Annotated in this window: 14 protein-coding genes; 12 read left to right on the top strand and 2 right to left on the bottom strand. The window is 55.5% G+C overall.

Features of this window, described 5'->3' with window-relative positions; translation table 11 throughout:
* Positions 1–189: 189 nt before the first annotated feature.
* The 5 genes from gcvT (at position 190) to trhA (ending at position 6,427) form a co-directional block, all read left to right on the top strand.
* Positions 190–1,287 carry a glycine cleavage system aminomethyltransferase GcvT gene (gcvT, locus tag AC1MDE_RS05440; RefSeq protein ID WP_058961902.1) on the top strand — a complete coding sequence of 366 codons (1,098 nt, stop codon included), beginning with the start codon at positions 190–192 and terminating at the stop codon, positions 1,285–1,287.
* 19 nt (positions 1,288–1,306) lie between these two features.
* Entirely contained in the window at positions 1,307–1,693 is a 387-nt protein-coding gene (gene gcvH, locus AC1MDE_RS05435; RefSeq protein WP_034823193.1) for a glycine cleavage system protein GcvH, read from the top strand.
* A gap of 99 nt (positions 1,694–1,792) precedes the next feature.
* Positions 1,793–4,666: an aminomethyl-transferring glycine dehydrogenase gene (gene gcvP / locus AC1MDE_RS05430; RefSeq protein ID WP_480344366.1), complete on the top strand. Its 2,874-nt coding sequence runs from the start codon at positions 1,793–1,795 to the stop codon at positions 4,664–4,666.
* A gap of 186 nt (positions 4,667–4,852) precedes the next feature.
* Positions 4,853–5,596, top strand: coding sequence for an SDR family oxidoreductase (locus AC1MDE_RS05425; RefSeq protein ID WP_479401583.1), 744 nt, complete (start codon positions 4,853–4,855; stop codon positions 5,594–5,596).
* A 177-nt stretch (positions 5,597–5,773) separates the two neighbouring features.
* Positions 5,774–6,427, top strand: a complete 654-nt coding sequence (gene trhA, locus AC1MDE_RS05420; RefSeq protein WP_097118024.1) for a PAQR family membrane homeostasis protein TrhA — start codon at positions 5,774–5,776, stop codon at positions 6,425–6,427.
* A gap of 43 nt (positions 6,428–6,470) precedes the next feature.
* Here the strand turns inward: trhA and ygfZ are convergent, their stop codons facing one another.
* Positions 6,471–7,454 (bottom strand): tRNA-modifying protein YgfZ, encoded by a 984-nt coding sequence (gene ygfZ, locus AC1MDE_RS05415; RefSeq protein ID WP_480344365.1) that lies wholly within the window; start codon positions 7,452–7,454, stop codon positions 6,471–6,473.
* 218 nt (positions 7,455–7,672) lie between these two features.
* Between ygfZ and sdhE the strand changes: the two genes are divergently transcribed.
* On the top strand, positions 7,673–7,939 hold the full coding sequence (sdhE, locus tag AC1MDE_RS05410) for an FAD assembly factor SdhE (RefSeq protein ID WP_038645011.1): 267 nt from the start codon (positions 7,673–7,675) through the stop codon (positions 7,937–7,939).
* The gene (locus AC1MDE_RS05405) at positions 7,914–8,333 is read left to right on the top strand and encodes a protein YgfX (protein WP_480344364.1); all 420 of its coding nucleotides are present in this window, start codon (positions 7,914–7,916) and stop codon (positions 8,331–8,333) included. Before sdhE ends, AC1MDE_RS05405 begins: the two co-directional genes overlap by 26 nt.
* On the opposite strand, the gene fldB is transcribed toward AC1MDE_RS05405, so the two are convergent.
* Complete coding sequence (fldB, locus tag AC1MDE_RS05400) at positions 8,330–8,848, bottom strand: flavodoxin FldB (RefSeq protein WP_058961908.1); 519 nt, start codon at positions 8,846–8,848, stop codon at positions 8,330–8,332. The genes AC1MDE_RS05405 and fldB overlap by 4 nt on opposite strands.
* A gap of 102 nt (positions 8,849–8,950) precedes the next feature.
* Here fldB and xerD point away from each other — a divergent pair, with 102 nt between their 5' ends.
* From xerD to lysS, 5 genes are all read left to right on the top strand, one after another.
* Positions 8,951–9,844 carry a site-specific tyrosine recombinase XerD gene (gene xerD / locus AC1MDE_RS05395; protein ID WP_034823182.1) on the top strand — a complete coding sequence of 298 codons (894 nt, stop codon included), beginning with the start codon at positions 8,951–8,953 and terminating at the stop codon, positions 9,842–9,844.
* 22 nt (positions 9,845–9,866) lie between these two features.
* Positions 9,867–10,580 (top strand): bifunctional protein-disulfide isomerase/oxidoreductase DsbC, encoded by a 714-nt coding sequence (gene dsbC / locus AC1MDE_RS05390; protein ID WP_058961909.1) that lies wholly within the window; start codon positions 9,867–9,869, stop codon positions 10,578–10,580.
* 9 nt (positions 10,581–10,589) lie between these two features.
* Positions 10,590–12,314 carry a single-stranded-DNA-specific exonuclease RecJ gene (gene recJ, locus AC1MDE_RS05385; RefSeq protein ID WP_480344363.1) on the top strand — a complete coding sequence of 575 codons (1,725 nt, stop codon included), beginning with the start codon at positions 10,590–10,592 and terminating at the stop codon, positions 12,312–12,314.
* Between the two features lie 211 nt (positions 12,315–12,525).
* A protein-coding gene (gene prfB, locus AC1MDE_RS05380) for a peptide chain release factor 2 (RefSeq protein WP_480344362.1) occupies positions 12,526–13,624 on the top strand; the annotation gives its coding sequence in 2 pieces (ribosomal slippage) (positions 12,526–12,600 and positions 12,602–13,624; 1,098 coding nt in all).
* 9 nt (positions 13,625–13,633) lie between these two features.
* Positions 13,634–15,154: a lysine--tRNA ligase gene (gene lysS, locus AC1MDE_RS05375; RefSeq protein ID WP_058961830.1), complete on the top strand. Its 1,521-nt coding sequence runs from the start codon at positions 13,634–13,636 to the stop codon at positions 15,152–15,154.
* The last annotated feature ends 147 nt before the right edge of the window (positions 15,155–15,301 follow it).

The raw sequence follows: 15,301 nt of genomic DNA, 5'->3' as shown, positions 1-15,301 counted from the left end.
AATCACAAAAATGCAGTGAATTGTGCTGTGGTGGGTTTGGTGCGTGCTGAAGGGTGGTACTGTTTCGCCCTCGTTTACCTTATGGTTAATCGCCGCGTTCGGTGGTAACTTCAGCACAAAGAGAACGTTTGCGTCAGCCTGTATAGGCGGCGCAGGCGCGTCACACTCACTTGTTTTCACAGGATGGTTATGACTCAGCAAACGCCTCTATTCGAACAGCATCAGGCATGCGGTGCGCGCATGGTGGACTTCCATGGCTGGATGATGCCACTGCATTACGGCTCGCAAATGGATGAGCATCATGTGGTGCGCAACGATGCCGGTATGTTTGATGTTTCCCACATGACCATCGTCGATCTGCACGGTGTCCGCACCCGTGAATTCCTGCGTTATCTGCTGGCCAACGATGTCGCCAAACTGACGCAACCCGGCAAAGCCCTCTACACCGGCATGCTGAATGCTTCGGCTGGCGTCATTGATGATTTGATTGTTTACTTTATGACCGAAGACTTTTTCCGTTTAGTGGTGAACTCCGCGACGCGTGAGAAGGATTTGGCGTGGATCAAACAGCACGCTCAGCCGTTTGGTGTCGAACTCACCGAGCGTGACGACCTGGCGCTGATTGCCGTACAAGGCCCGCAGGCGCAGCAGAAAGCACAGACGTTGTTTACTGCGGCGCAGCGTGAAGCTGTAGCGGGCATGAAACCGTTCTTCGGTGTGCAAAGCGAAACCCTGTTCATCGCCACCACCGGTTATACCGGTGAAGCCGGTTATGAAATTGCGATGCCGAACAGTGAAGCGGCCGATTTCTGGCAGAAACTGCTGGCAGCAGGCGTCAAGCCGGCTGGCCTGGGTGCGCGTGACACGCTGCGTCTGGAAGCGGGGATGAATCTCTACGGTCAGGAAATGGATGAAGGCGTTTCACCGCTGGCGGCCAATATGGGTTGGACTGTGAGCTGGGAACCGACCGATCGCGATTTCATCGGCCGCGAGGCGCTAGAAGCGCAACGTGAACATGGCACTGAAAAGCTGGTGGGTTTGATCATGACCGAAAAAGGGGTGCTACGAAACGGCTTGCCGGTGCGTTTCACCGATGAACAAGGTCAGCCACAGCAGGGTATTATTACCAGTGGTTCCTTCTCCCCGACGCTGGGTTATAGCATCGCGCTGGCACGTGTGCCAGCGGGCATTGGTGAGCAAGCGATTGTAGAGATCCGCAATCGTGAAATGCCGGTGAAAGTCACCAAACCGATTTTTGTTCGCGCCGGCAAGCCGGTCGCTCAGTAATTTTTCAGGAGAAATGGCGATGAGCAATGTGCCTAATGAATTGAAATACCGCGATAGTCACGAGTGGGTGCGTAAAGAAGCCGATGGCACCTTCACCGTGGGTATCACCGAACACGCGCAGGAACTGCTGGGCGATATGGTGTTTGTGGATCTGCCTGATGTGGGCGCCACTTTCGCTGCCGGTGATGACTGTGCCGTCGCGGAGTCGGTGAAAGCCGCCTCAGACATCTATGCCCCACTGAGCGGTGAAATCGTTGCCGTGAACGAAGAGCTGGCCGACGCACCGGAGCTGGTCAACAGCGAACCGTACGCCGCAGGCTGGTTATTCCGTATTAAAGCCAGCGACGTTTCAGAACTTGATTCGATGCTCGACGCCGATGCCTATAAAGGCGCTATCGACGAGTAACCGGTAGTCATCGGAGGTGCTGCATTGCAGCGCCTTCTTTTTTATCTGCCTGATTTAATGCCATTTTTGTAACCCAGCCCGATTCAGGATTTACTGCAAATGACCCAGACTCTCAGCCAGCTTGAACACAACGGTGCCTTCATTGAGCGCCATATCGGTCCTACACCCGCGCAGCAGGCCACCATGCTGGAAGCGATTGGTGCCAGCTCTCTGGAATCACTGATCAGCGCCATCGTGCCTGCCGACATCCAATTGCCAGGCCCGCCTGCGGTCGGTGATGCCGCGACCGAACAGCAAGCGCTGGCAGAGCTGAAAGCCATTGCCAGTCAGAACCAAATCTACAAATCCTGGATCGGCATGGGCTACAGTGCCGTGATCACCCCACCGGTTATCCTGCGAAACATGCTGGAAAACCCGGGTTGGTACACGGCGTACACCCCGTATCAGCCAGAAGTATCGCAGGGCCGCCTTGAAGCGCTGCTGAACTTCCAGACCCTGACGCTGGACTTAACCGGTCTGGATATCGCCTCTGCTTCACTACTCGATGAAGCCACTGCCGCCGCCGAAGCGATGGCGATGGCGAAGCGCGTCAGCAAACTGAAAAATGCCGGTAAATTCTTTATCGCCGAAGACATCCATCCGCAAACCCTGGATGTGGTGCGCACGCGTGCAGAAACCTTTGGTTTTGAACTGATCATCGACAGCGCCAGCAAAGCGCTGGATCACGACGACCTGTTTGGCGTGCTGCTGCAGCAAGTGGGCACCAGCGGTGAAGTGCATGACTACCGTGCACTGATTGCCGAGCTGAAAAGCCGCAAAGTGGTGGTGAGCGTGGCCGCCGATTTCATGGCGCTGGTGCAGTTAGAAGCACCGGGCAAGCAGGGCGCAGACATCGTTTTCGGTTCCGCTCAGCGCTTTGGTGTGCCGATGGGTTACGGCGGTCCACACGCTGCGTTCTTCGCCAGCCGCGATGAGCACAAACGTTCAATGCCGGGTCGTATCATCGGTGTTTCACGTGATGCTGCTGGCAACACTGCACTGCGTATGGCGATGCAAACCCGTGAGCAGCACATCCGTCGTGAGAAGGCCAACTCCAACATCTGTACGTCACAGGTGCTGCTGGCAAACATCGCCGGCCTGTATGCGGTTTATCATGGTCCGGCGGGCCTCAAGCGCATCGCCTCGCGCATTCATCGTCTGACCAGTATTCTGGCCGCTGGCCTGAAAAACGGTGGACTGAAGCTGCGTCACAACAGCTGGTTCGATACCTTAACAGTTGAAGTCGCCGATAAAGCCGAAGTGCTGAATCGCGCGCTGAGCTTTGGCGTCAACCTGCGCAGTGACGTGCTCAACGGCGTGGGTATCACGCTGGATGAAACCACCTCACGCGAAGATGTGCAGACGCTGTTTGCCATTCTGCTGGGTGATGCGCACGGTCAGGAGATTGATGCTCTGGATACCAGCGTAGCCGCGGAAAACAGCGCGATCCCGGCAGGCATGTCGCGTGAAAGCGAGTTCCTGACCCATCCAGTGTTTAACCGTCATCACAGCGAAACCGAGATGATGCGTTACATGCACAGCCTGGAGAAAAAGGATCTGGCGCTGAATCAGGCGATGATCCCGCTCGGTTCGTGCACCATGAAACTCAACGCCGCAGCCGAAATGATCCCGATCACCTGGCCAGAATTCGCCGAGCTGCATCCATTCTGCCCGGCAGAACAGGCTTCAGGCTATCTGCAGATGATTGGCCAGCTGTCACAGTGGCTGGTACAGCTCACCGGTTACGATGCACTCTGCATGCAGCCAAACTCCGGTGCGCAGGGTGAATATGCTGGTCTGCTGGCGATTCGTCGTTATCACGAGAGCCGCAACGAAGGTGGACGTAATGTCTGCCTGATCCCAAGTTCTGCGCACGGTACTAACCCGGCTTCCGCACAGATGGCGGGCATGGCAGTGGTGGTGGTGGCCTGTGATAAACAAGGCAACATCGATCTCGGCGATCTGCGTGAGAAAGCCGCTCAGGTTGGCGATGAGCTGTCTTGCATCATGGTGACTTATCCTTCAACCCACGGTGTGTACGAAGAAACCATTCGTGAAGTGTGCCAGATCGTGCATCAGTATGGCGGTCAGGTTTACCTGGATGGCGCCAACATGAACGCCCAGGTGGGCATCACCACGCCAGGTTACATCGGCGCAGATGTCTCGCACCTTAACCTGCATAAAACCTTCTGCATTCCACACGGCGGTGGCGGTCCAGGCATGGGCCCAATCGGTGTGAAAGCGCATCTGGCTCCGTTTGTACCGGGTCACAGCGTGGTGCAAATTGATGGAGTGCTGACGCAGCAAGGTGCGGTCTCTGCCGCACCATTCGGTAGTGCCTCGATTCTGCCAATCAGCTGGATGTACATCCGCATGATGGGCGCGGAGGGTCTGAAGCAGGCGAGTTCGGTAGCCATTCTGAATGCCAACTACATTGCCAGCCGTCTGCAATCGGCTTATCCGATTCTGTATGCAGGTCGCGATGGCCGTGTGGCGCACGAATGTATTCTCGATATTCGTCCGCTGAAAGAGCAGACCGGCATCAGCGAGCTGGATATTGCCAAACGCTTGATCGACTATGGCTTCCACGCGCCAACCATGTCCTTCCCGGTGGCCGGGACACTGATGGTTGAGCCTACGGAATCCGAAAGCAAAATCGAGCTGGATCGCTTTATCGATGCGATGCTCTCCATCCGCATGGAGATTGACCGCGTAGCCGACGGCGAATGGCCCGCTGGCGATAACCCGCTGGTAAATGCACCTCATACTCAGATGGAGATCGTTGGCGAGTGGGCGCATCCGTACACCCGCGAACTGGCAGTGTTCCCGGCTGGCAGTGCCAACAAATACTGGCCAACGGTTAAGCGCCTGGATGATGTGTTTGGCGACCGCAACGTGTTCTGCTCCTGTGTTCCAATGAGCGAATACCAATAATTTAGCCGTTATGCTCAGGGCCGCCGTTGTATTGGCGGCACTCATTCACCTCGCTCACGGACTTATATGGGCTTGCGGGAAGGGTGGGGCCTGCTGCCTTGTGCAACTCAAATTATTTTGGCTAAACACATTTTGATCCCTAATCTAAGGGCCGAGAAATCGGCCCTTTTTCTATTTGGAGGCAACATGGATTTGGCATTAGTCACCGGCGGTAGCCGTGGCATTGGACGCGCAACAGCCTTGATGCTGGCGCAGGCGGGTTATCGTGTTGCAGTTAACTATCGTAAGCGCGCCACTGAAGCTCAGCAGGTCGTGACTGAGATCGAAGCACAGGGCGGCAGCGCCTTTGCCGTGCAGGCGGATATCGCCGATGAAGCTCAGGTCGTGCGCATGTTCCAACAGCTTGATCAGCAGGCAGGCAACCTGCGCGTGCTGGTCAATAATGCCGGGATTTTGTTTACGCAGTGCCGCGTAGAAGATCTCGATGCTGAACGTATTCAGCGCGTGTTCGCCACCAACGTTACTGGCACCTTTATCTGCTGTCGTGAAGCGGTCAAGCGCATGAGCACCGCACACGGCGGTCAGGGCGGTTCGATCATCAATGTCTCCTCAGCGGCAGCGCGTCTCGGTGCGCCGGGCGAGTATGTTGATTACGCAGCGTCAAAAGGGGCCATGGATACGCTGACCAAAGGCTTATCACTGGAAGTGGCGGCGCAGGGCATTCGCGTCAATAGCGTGCGGCCGGGTTTAATCTATACCGAGATGCACGCGGATGGCGGTGAGCCTGGCAGAGTAGACCGCGTGGCCAGTTCGCTGCCAATGCAGCGCGGCGGGCAGGCTGAAGAGATCGCCGCCGCGATTATCTGGCTGGCAAGTGATGCCGCTTCTTACGTCACCGGCACCTTTATTGATGCGGCAGGTGGCCGCTAATCCTCTGATTGACTATCCGACAGTGAGGCAGCGTGATCAACGGCGCTGCCATCGGCCATTTGTCACACGCCTGTCATAGAATTATTTTAGCGTACATGTGTACTCTGAAATTTTTCCCGGTTACCCTGATGTTGATAAAAAACACAGTTCTTAACCCTCTTTCCAGGATGTTAGCGCATGGCACAGAATCGTATACTTGCTCAGGGCTACTCGGTAGCCGAAGAGATCGCCAACAGCATTAGCCACGGAATTGGCTGCATATTCGGCATTGTTGGATTGGTGTTGCTGCTAACACAAGCGGTTGAAATGCGAGCCGACACCATTGCGATTACCAGCTACAGTCTGTATGGCGGCAGCATGATTTTACTGTTCCTCGCCTCAACGCTCTATCACGCCATTCCGCACCAAAAGGCGAAATATTGGCTGAAGAAATTTGACCACTGTGCGATCTATTTACTGATCGCGGGCACTTATACGCCTTTCCTGCTGGTGGGACTGAAATCACCGCTGGCGCAAGGGTTAATGGTGGTGATCTGGAGCCTGGCGCTGGCAGGCATCATCTTTAAACTGACGATTGCACACCGCTTTAAAGCGCTGTCGCTGGTCACCTATCTCAGCATGGGTTGGTTGTCGCTGGTGGTGATTTATCAGTTGGCGACCAGGCTGTCAGCCGGAGGTGTGTGGTTGCTGGCTGCGGGCGGGATTGTCTACTCGCTAGGGGTAATTTTCTATGTCTCGCGGCGTATTCCCTACAACCACGCCATCTGGCACGGCTTTGTGCTGGGCGGCAGCGTACTGCACTTCTGCGCGATTTACTTTTATGTAGCCTAAGGTTGCTGCGAGGGTGCGCATTTATGCGCACCCGAAATACAAATCAATCGACCAATGAATACGGCAGTGGCTGAATCGTCAGTTTCCCGCCTTCATCACCTTCCACGCGCAGCACACTGTCCGGCTCCAGATCGTTGTTCATCACCACCTGCACCCACACGCTACCGTCATCCAGCTGCACACTGCTCAATACGGTGCCGGTACGACGCCATTTGTCGCCCATTTGCAGCTCCATCGATCCGTCAGCGTGCGGTACTTTGCTGGCGCTGCCCGCCAGCCAGTAAAGCGCACGCTTGTTGGCCCCGCGGAATTTAGCTCGCGCCACCATCTCCTGACCGGTGTAACAGCCTTTCTTAAAGCTAATCGCATCCAGCGCCTGCAGGTTGGTTGCCTGCGGAATCAACTGCGCGCTGGTGGCGGTTTCAATCACCGGAATGCCCGCTTCAATATCCAGCGCCAGCCACTGCGTGCTGTCATTGAACTGTGCAGCACCGGCTAACTTCTCTTTCAACGTTTCTGCCTGAGCCAGCGTGGTCACCAGCAGGAAACGTTCGGCGGGGTGTTCAAACCACAGCAGCGTGCTCTCGCCTTGTTGTACCACCGGTGTTTCTGCATCCGGCAGGGTGGCAAACACATCAGCCAGTGCCGTGCGTGCCTGAAAACCGGCCACACCCAGCAGCACTGCATCATCATCGGCAGCGATGGTGACTTTGGCGAACACCGCATATTTCTTCAGTTCGTTAAGTTGCTGCTCACGCAGATTGCGGCGCACGATGTAGGCGTAACCTTCGCCGCGATGAAACAGACGCAGGTTACTCCACATTTTACCTTTGGCATCACAATGGGCTGCCGGACGATGCTGGGTGGCGTCCATTGCAGCAACATCTAAAGTGACCTGGCCTTGCAGATATGACGTACTGTCTTTGCCCTGCACCGACACCAGCGCCCACTCGTCGAGGGAGATCAGGGTTAATGGCAGGCGTGAGGCCGCAGCAGGCTGGCGTGGCGGAAGGGTGAAAATCGGCATGGGTGCGTCCTGATTAATAACAATATTGCTTCCAATGTTAAAAGAGCAGTGCTGCTTTGCAACCTGTTTACCTCATCTGGCGCACAAATCGCGTGATAAACCTGCAATGGGTAGAACTGTTGTGCGCAATATCACGCAGCATTCAGCGCTGCGCCTGCAGGCAGAGAAAAAAGCAGGTACACTGAGCGCCACTGTTTTCAGCCATGGAAAAAAGACACATGGAAATTCATGATAAAGCTCGCGTTCAGTGGGCGTGCCGTCGCGGCATGCTGGAGCTGGATGTCTCCATCATGCCGTTCTTCAAATACGAATATGACTCGCTCACTGACACCGATAAGCAGGTGTTTATCGCCCTGCTCAAGAGTGACGATCCCGACCTGTTTAACTGGTTGATGAACCACGGCGAACCCGCTGATCCAGAGTTCAAGCGCATGGTGCAACTGATTCAGCAACGCAACCGTGAACGCGGACCGGTTCCAATGTGATGTGCAGCCGTCACGCAGCGCTCGGGCGCTTAACGTGACGCTGTATGTGCTGTTCACCGTTTGGCTGTTGAGTCTTGAGTGGCCCGAGGGCTGGGCGTGGGGCAAAGCCCCGCTGCTGATTCTGATGCTGCTGGAGTGCGGGCGCAATGAGCGTCGGCTCAGGCAGCGCACCGGTCGCTTAGGGCTGGATGAACAGGGTGACTGGCATTGGCATGCAAAGCGCTGGCAATTAGCGCGGCAGGCAGATTGGTTGCCTTTCGGCGTATTGTTAACGTTGCAAAACCAGCAGGGCACGCGCTGGCGACTGTGGTTGATGATGGATAACCTGCCGCCCTATGCATGGCGCTCACTGCGCGCCTGCTATTTTCTGCGTGACAGAGATGCGTCGCGTTAAAGCAGTGCGGCCGTTTCCGTCAGAATCTGTTCGCACCACTGTTCGACACGATCTTCACTCAGCTCGAACTGATTCACGTCGTCGAGTGCCAGGCCGACAAACTGGGTGCCGTCAGCCGTGAGTGGTTTTTTGCTGGCAAACTCATAGCCTTCCAGCGGCCAGTAACCGACAAACTGCACGCCCATCGGCTGCAGCAATTCATGCAGCATGCCCAGCGCATCCAGGAACCATTCTGAATATTCGGCCTGATCGCCCATGCCGTACAGCGCGACAATTTTTCCCTGCAAATTCAGCGCGGGCAGTTGCTGCCACACCGCTTCCCAGTCCTCCTGTAACTCACCGAAATCCCAGGTGGGAATGCCGAGGATCAGCAAATCGTACTGCTCCATCAGCGAGGGATCTTCATCTTTGAGGTTGTGCAGCGTGACTAACTCTTCACCGATAAAATCGCGAATCTTCTCCGCCGTCATCTCGGTGTAACAGGTACTTGAACCGTAAAACAGACCGATATTCATGCAATTAATGCTCTGACTGAAACTCACTTTGGCGCAATTGTACCAGAAGCAGGTGACTTTCAGGCATAATGAGCACGATTTCACACGTGTTTGGGGGGAACCGTGCAGGATAGCGATCTGATTGAACAATTTCTGGATGCGCTCTGGATTGAGCGTAACCTGGCGCAAAATACCCTTGCGTCTTACCGCCAGGATTTGCAAACGCTCACCGGCTGGTTACACCACCACGAACGTACGCTGCTGACACTGGAAGCGCTCGATCTGCAGCAATTTCTCGCCGAACGCGTCGAAGGCGGCTACAAGGCCACCAGTTCGGCGCGTACGCTCAGCGCGATGCGCCGTCTGTTTCAATACCTCTATCGCGAAAAGCTGCGCAGTGATGACCCCAGCGCACTGCTCTCCGCGCCCAAACTGCCGCAGCGATTGCCAAAAGACCTCAGTGAAAACCAGGTAGAACGTCTGCTGCAGGCACCGAGTATTGATGTGCCGCTTGAGCTACGTGACAAAGCGATGCTGGAACTGCTGTATGCCACCGGTTTACGTGTGTCGGAGCTGGTGGGTTTAACCCTCAGCGACATCAGTTTGCGTCAGGGCGTGGTGCGCGTGATCGGCAAAGGTAACAAAGAGCGACTTGTGCCATTAGGTGAAGAAGCGATTTACTGGCTGGAGCACTATATGGCGCACGGTCGGCCGTGGTTGCTGAATGGGCAAACGCTGGATGTGATGTTCCCCAGTAACCGCGCGCAACAAATGACGCGTCAGACTTTCTGGCATCGCATCAAACACTATGCCACCCTTGCCGGTATCGACAGCGAAAAGCTATCACCACACGTGCTTCGTCACGCATTTGCCACACATTTACTGAACCACGGTGCGGATTTGCGCGTCGTACAGATGTTGCTGGGACACAGCGACCTCTCCACCACCCAAATTTATACGCACGTGGCTACCGAGCGCCTGCGTCAGTTACATCAACAGCATCATCCGCGTGCTTGAACCGCGGCAACAAGGAATTGAGATGAAAAAACAGTTAACGATGCTGGCATTGCTGGTCAGCGCCTTTGCCGGTCTGGCTCATGCCGATGACAGCGCCATTCAGCAAGCATTGAAAAAACTCGGATTGCAGCAGACAGAGATTCAGCCTTCACCGCTGGCGGGTATGAAAACCGTGTTGACGGAAAGCGGTGTGCTGTACGTCTCTGAAGATGGCAAACACATGATTCAGGGCCCACTGTATGATGTCAGCGGTGCACAGCCGGTGAACGTCACCAACCAGTTGCTGGACAAGAAAATTACTGCGCTGGCGCCGGAAATGATCGTTTATAAAGCGCCAAAAGAGCAGCACGTGATTACCGTGTTTACCGACATCACCTGTGGCTACTGCCGTAAGCTGCATGAGCAGATGGCCGACTACAACGCGCTGGGCATCACCGTGCGTTACCTCGCTTTCCCGCGTGAAGGTCTGCACGGCCAGGTGGAAAAAGCCATGCGCGCCATCTGGTGCAGCGCCGATCGCAACAAAGCCTTTGATGCCGCCATGAAAGGCGATGCGCCGCAGATGGATGCGCCAGAAACCTGCAAAATCAATCTGGATAAGCATTATCAGCTGGGCATCCTGTACGGCATTCAGGGCACGCCCGCCATTCTCACCGATACCGGCATGATGATCCCTGGCTATCAGGGCCCGCAGGAGCTGAAACAGGTTCTTGATGGCCAGAAGCGGGGCGGTTAATCCACAGTGATGCATTCTGTCGAACTGCGTCGGCGTGAAATCCAGGCCGACGCCAGCTTACCTGATACCTTACCCCCGCTACTGCGCCGCCTGTACCTGCAACGCGGTGTGAAAGAGGCTGCTGAACTTGAGCGCGGTGCCAAAAACCTACTGCCGTGGCAAACGCTGGGTGGCATCGATCAAGCGGTAGCCTTACTGCATCAAATGCTGGAAACCGGCCGCCGTATTGTGGTGGTGGGTGATTTCGATGCCGATGGCGCAACCAGCACCGCGTTAACTGTTTTAGCGCTGCGCAGCATGGGCGGCAACGTCGATTATCTGGTGCCCAACCGTTTTGAGGATGGCTACGGCCTGAGCCCTGAAGTGGTTGAGCAGGCGCGCGCGCGCGGTGCGGAGATGATTCTCACCGTGGATAACGGTATCTCTTCCCATGCAGGCGTGGAGACCGCCCATCAGCACGGTATTCCGGTGCTGGTTACCGATCACCACTTGCCTGGCGAAACGTTGCCAGACGCGGAAGCGATCGTTAACCCCAATCTCAATGACAGCGCCTTCCCTTCGCGTTCGTTAGCGGGCGTGGGGGTGGCGTTTTATCTGATGCTGGCGCTGCGTGCGCATTTGCGTCTGCAAAAATGGTTTATCGATGGCAAAACGGAACCCAATCTGGCGGAGTGGCTGGATCTGGTCGCACTGGGCACCGTCGCTGACGTGGTGCCGCTGGATGCAAACAACCGCATTCTGGTGTGGCAGGGCTTGAGCCGCATCCGCGCTGGAAAATGCCGGGCGGGGATTCGCGCGCTGCTGGAGATCGCCAACCGCGATGCGCGTCAGTTGGCGGCCAGCGATCTCGGTTTTGCCGTCGGGCCTCGCCTCAATGCAGCCGGTCGACTGGATGATATGTCGGTCGGTGTGGCACTGCTGCTCACCGAAGACATTGCGCAGGCGCGCATGCTTGCCAACGAGCTTGATGCGCTGAACCAGACGCGCAAAGAGATTGAGCAGGGCATGAAGAGCGAAGCGCTGGCGCTGTGTGATGAGCTGGAACGCCAGCACACCGATTTGCCGCTGGGGCTGGCCTTCTATCATCCCGAATGGCATCAGGGCGTGGTCGGCATTCTGGCATCACGGTTGAAAGAGCGTTTTCATCGCCCGGTGATCGCCTTCGCGCCAGCGGGCGACGGCACGCTTAAAGGCTCGGGCCGCTCGATTGCGGGGCTGCACTTACGTGATGCACTGGAGCGTCTCGACACGCTCTATCCGGGCATGATGATTAAGTTCGGCGGCCACGCGATGGCGGCGGGCCTGTCGCTGGAAACCGAGAAGTATGATCTGTTCCGCGAACGCTTCGCCGCGCTGATCGACGAGTGGTTGGATGGTGAGGCGCTGCAGGGTGTGATTTGGTCCGATGGCGAACTGCATGCGCAGGAGTTCACGCTGCACACCGCAGAGATGCTGCGTGAAGCCGGTCCCTGGGGCCAGGCTTTTCCGGAGCCAGTGTTCGACGGCCAGTTCAAATTGCTGCAACAAAAGCTGGTGGGCGAGCGCCACCTCAAGGTGATGATTGAGCCACTGGGCGGCGGCCCACTGTTGGATGGCATCGCGTTTAACGTTGATACGACCTTGTGGCCGGATACCAGCGTGCGCCAGGTGAAGCTAGCCTACAAACTCGATATCAACGAATACCGTGGCAACCGCTCGGTTCAACTGATTATCGACCATATCTGGCCGCTATAACCGCATCATTCATTCGGGGGCGTGTAAAAGCGCACCCGGTAACCTGCAGCGAGTGACCCTGGTTCGCCATGGTGGGTAACCGAATCCCTTTGGGCGCACTGTTGCGCTATCTCGCATACCTGCAATGCTACAAAGTACGCGCAGTTTCGGGTAAACTAGCGCGTTACTTTTTATCCCCTTTCACCGAATCGTCAAAAAAGACTGAAAAGCCATGTTTGAAATTAATCCGGTCAAAAATCGTATTCAAGACCTCACCGAGCGCAGCGACGTTCTTAGGGGGTATCTTTGACTATGATGCCAAGAAAGAACGCCTCGAAGAAGTAAACGCCGAGCTGGAACAGCCTGACGTCTGGAACGAACCTGAACGCGCGCAGGCGATGGGTAAAGAACGCGCTTCGCTGGAAGCGGTGGTAGAAACCTTAGATCATATGCGTCAGGGCCTGGAAGATGTGCAGGGCTTGCTGGATCTGGCGGTAGAAGCCGACGACGAAGAGACCTTCAACGAAGCCGTTATCGAGCTGGATGGTTTAGAAGCCAAGCTGGGCGAACTCGAATTCCGTCGCATGTTCTCTGGCGAGTATGACAGCGCCGATTGCTACATGGATATTCAGGCCGGTTCTGGCGGTACTGAAGCGCAAGACTGGGCCAGTATGCTGCTGCGCATGTACCTGCGTTGGGCAGAAGCCAAAGGTTATAAAACCGAAATCATTGAAGAGTCAGACGGTGAAGTGGCCGGTACTAAATCCGCCACCATTAAAATCATCGGTGACTACGCGTTTGGCTGGCTGCGTACCGAAACTGGCGTCCATCGCCTGGTGCGTAAGAGTCCATTTGACTCCGGCGGCCGTCGTCATACCTCATTCAGTTCGGTGTTTATCTACCCGGAAGTGGATGACAACATCGATATCGACATCAATCCCGCCGATCTGCGTATCGACGTTTACCGCGCTTCGGGCGCGGGCGGCCAGCACGTTAACAAAACCGAGTCTGCGGTGCGTATTACCCACTTGCCGACCAACATTGTGGTGCAGTGCCAGAACGACCGTTCACAGCACAAGAACAAAGATCAGGCTTTCAAGCAGTTGCGTGCGAAGCTGTACGAATATGAGATGCAGAAGAAAAACGCTGACAAGCAGGCCGCGGAAGACAACAAATCCGACATTGGCTGGGGCAGTCAGATTCGCTCATACGTACTTGACGATTCACGTATCAAAGATCTGCGCACTGGCGTAGAGACGCGCAACACGCAAGCGGTGCTGGATGGCGACATCGACCGTTTCATTGAAGCAAGTTTAAAAGCAGGGTTATAAGGAACCGACATGTCTGAACAACAACCGCAGAGCGCTGATGCAGCCCTTGAGTTAAACAACGAACTGAAAGCGCGTCGCGAAAAACTCAGCGCGCTGCGTGAAAAGGGCATCGCGTTTCCTAACGATTTCCGTCGCGATACTACCTCCGATCTGCTGCACGCCAGCTATGACGCGAAAGAGAACGAAGAGCTGGAAGCGCTCGGCGTTGAAGTGAGCGTGGCCGGTCGTATGATGACCCGTCGCATCATGGGTAAAGCCTCTTTTGCCACCCTGCAGGATGTTGGCGGCCAGATTCAGATCTACGTATCACGTGACGATCTGCCAGAAGGCGTCTACAACGAGCAGTTCAAAAAGTGGGATCTGGGCGATATCCTTGGCGCACGCGGTAAGTTGTTCAAGACCAAAACCGGCGAGCTGTCGATCCACATCACGGAACTGCGTCTGCTGACCAAAGCGTTGCGTCCACTGCCGGATAAATTCCACGGACTGGCCGATCAGGAAACCCGTTACCGTCAGCGTTATCTCGATCTGATCTCTAACGACGAATCACGTAATACTTTCAAAGTGCGCTCTAAAATCATGGCCGGCATCCGTCAGTTCATGGTTAACCGCGACTTTATGGAAGTGGAAACCCCAATGATGCAGGTGATCCCTGGCGGCGCGTCAGCCCGCCCGTTCATCACCCATCACAATGCGCTCGACATCGACATGTACCTGCGTATTGCACCAGAGCTGTATCTGAAGCGTCTGGTGGTGGGCGGCTTCGATCGCGTATTCGAGATCAACCGTAACTTCCGTAACGAAGGTATTTCGCCACGTCATAACCCAGAGTTCACCATGATGGAACTCTATATGGCGTATGCGGATTACAAAGATTTGATCGAGCTGACCGAAAGCCTGTTCCGCACCCTGGCGCAGGATGTGCTGGGCACCACTGAAGTGCCTTATGGTGACCACACCTTCGATTTCGGTAAACCGTTTGAGAAGCTCACTATGCGTGAAGCGATCAAGAAATACCGTCCGGAAACCGACCTGAACGATCTGGAAGACTTTGATAAAGCCGTTGCGATTGCCAAATCGCTGCACATCAAAGTGGAAAAGAGCTGGGGTCTGGGCCGTGTGGTCACTGAGATCTTCGAAGAGACCGCAGAAGCACACCTGATTCAGCCAACCTTCATCACTGAATACCCGGCTGAAGTGTCACCGCTGGCACGTCGTAACGACGAGAACCCGGAAATCACTGACCGCTTTGAGTTCTTCATCGGCGGTCGTGAAATCGGTAACGGCTTCTCCGAGCTGAACGATGCAGAAGATCAGGCAGAGCGTTTCCTGCAGCAGGTTAACGCTAAGGATGCAGGCGATGACGAAGCGATGTTCTATGACGAAGACTACGTCACTGCACTGGAGCACGGCCTGCCGCCAACCGCAGGTCTCGGCATTGGTATCGACCGTATGGTAATGCTGTTTACCAACAGCCATACCATCCGTGACGTGATCCTGTTCCCGGCACTGCGTCCAACCAGCAAGTAAGGCAAATCGGTGCGCATAAATCCGCGCACTTTGCCGTAAGCCTTAGAGGTCGCCATTATGGCGGCCTTTTTCATTTCTATTCCCCTGGCAAAATTCCTGATGACAACCCGGCACGCTCTGTGCAGGATAGTTTTTTTATTTTCAGGG

The sequence above is a fragment of the Pantoea folii genome (assembly GCF_056678875.1).
Note: the sequence above shows the minus strand (reverse complement) of the source record. Positions and strands in the feature narration are given on the sequence as shown.

What these genes read in the sequence shown, in the direction of transcription:
- gcvT (WP_058961902.1), top strand. Translation starts at nt 190, where the DNA reads ATGACTCAGCAAACGCCTCTATTCGAACAGCATCAGGCATGCGGTGCG.
- gcvH (WP_034823193.1), top strand. Translation starts at nt 1,307, where the DNA reads ATGAGCAATGTGCCTAATGAATTGAAATACCGCGATAGTCACGAGTGG.
- gcvP (WP_480344366.1), top strand. Translation starts at nt 1,793, where the DNA reads ATGACCCAGACTCTCAGCCAGCTTGAACACAACGGTGCCTTCATTGAG.
- AC1MDE_RS05425 (WP_479401583.1), top strand. Translation starts at nt 4,853, where the DNA reads ATGGATTTGGCATTAGTCACCGGCGGTAGCCGTGGCATTGGACGCGCA.
- trhA (WP_097118024.1), top strand. Translation starts at nt 5,774, where the DNA reads ATGGCACAGAATCGTATACTTGCTCAGGGCTACTCGGTAGCCGAAGAG.
- ygfZ (WP_480344365.1), bottom strand. Translation starts at nt 7,454, where the DNA reads ATGCCGATTTTCACCCTTCCGCCACGCCAGCCTGCTGCGGCCTCACGC.
- sdhE (WP_038645011.1), top strand. Translation starts at nt 7,673, where the DNA reads ATGGAAATTCATGATAAAGCTCGCGTTCAGTGGGCGTGCCGTCGCGGC.
- fldB (WP_058961908.1), bottom strand. Translation starts at nt 8,848, where the DNA reads ATGAATATCGGTCTGTTTTACGGTTCAAGTACCTGTTACACCGAGATG.
- dsbC (WP_058961909.1), top strand. Translation starts at nt 9,867, where the DNA reads ATGAAAAAACAGTTAACGATGCTGGCATTGCTGGTCAGCGCCTTTGCC.
- recJ (WP_480344363.1), top strand. Translation starts at nt 10,590, where the DNA reads ATGCATTCTGTCGAACTGCGTCGGCGTGAAATCCAGGCCGACGCCAGC.
- lysS (WP_058961830.1), top strand. Translation starts at nt 13,634, where the DNA reads ATGTCTGAACAACAACCGCAGAGCGCTGATGCAGCCCTTGAGTTAAAC.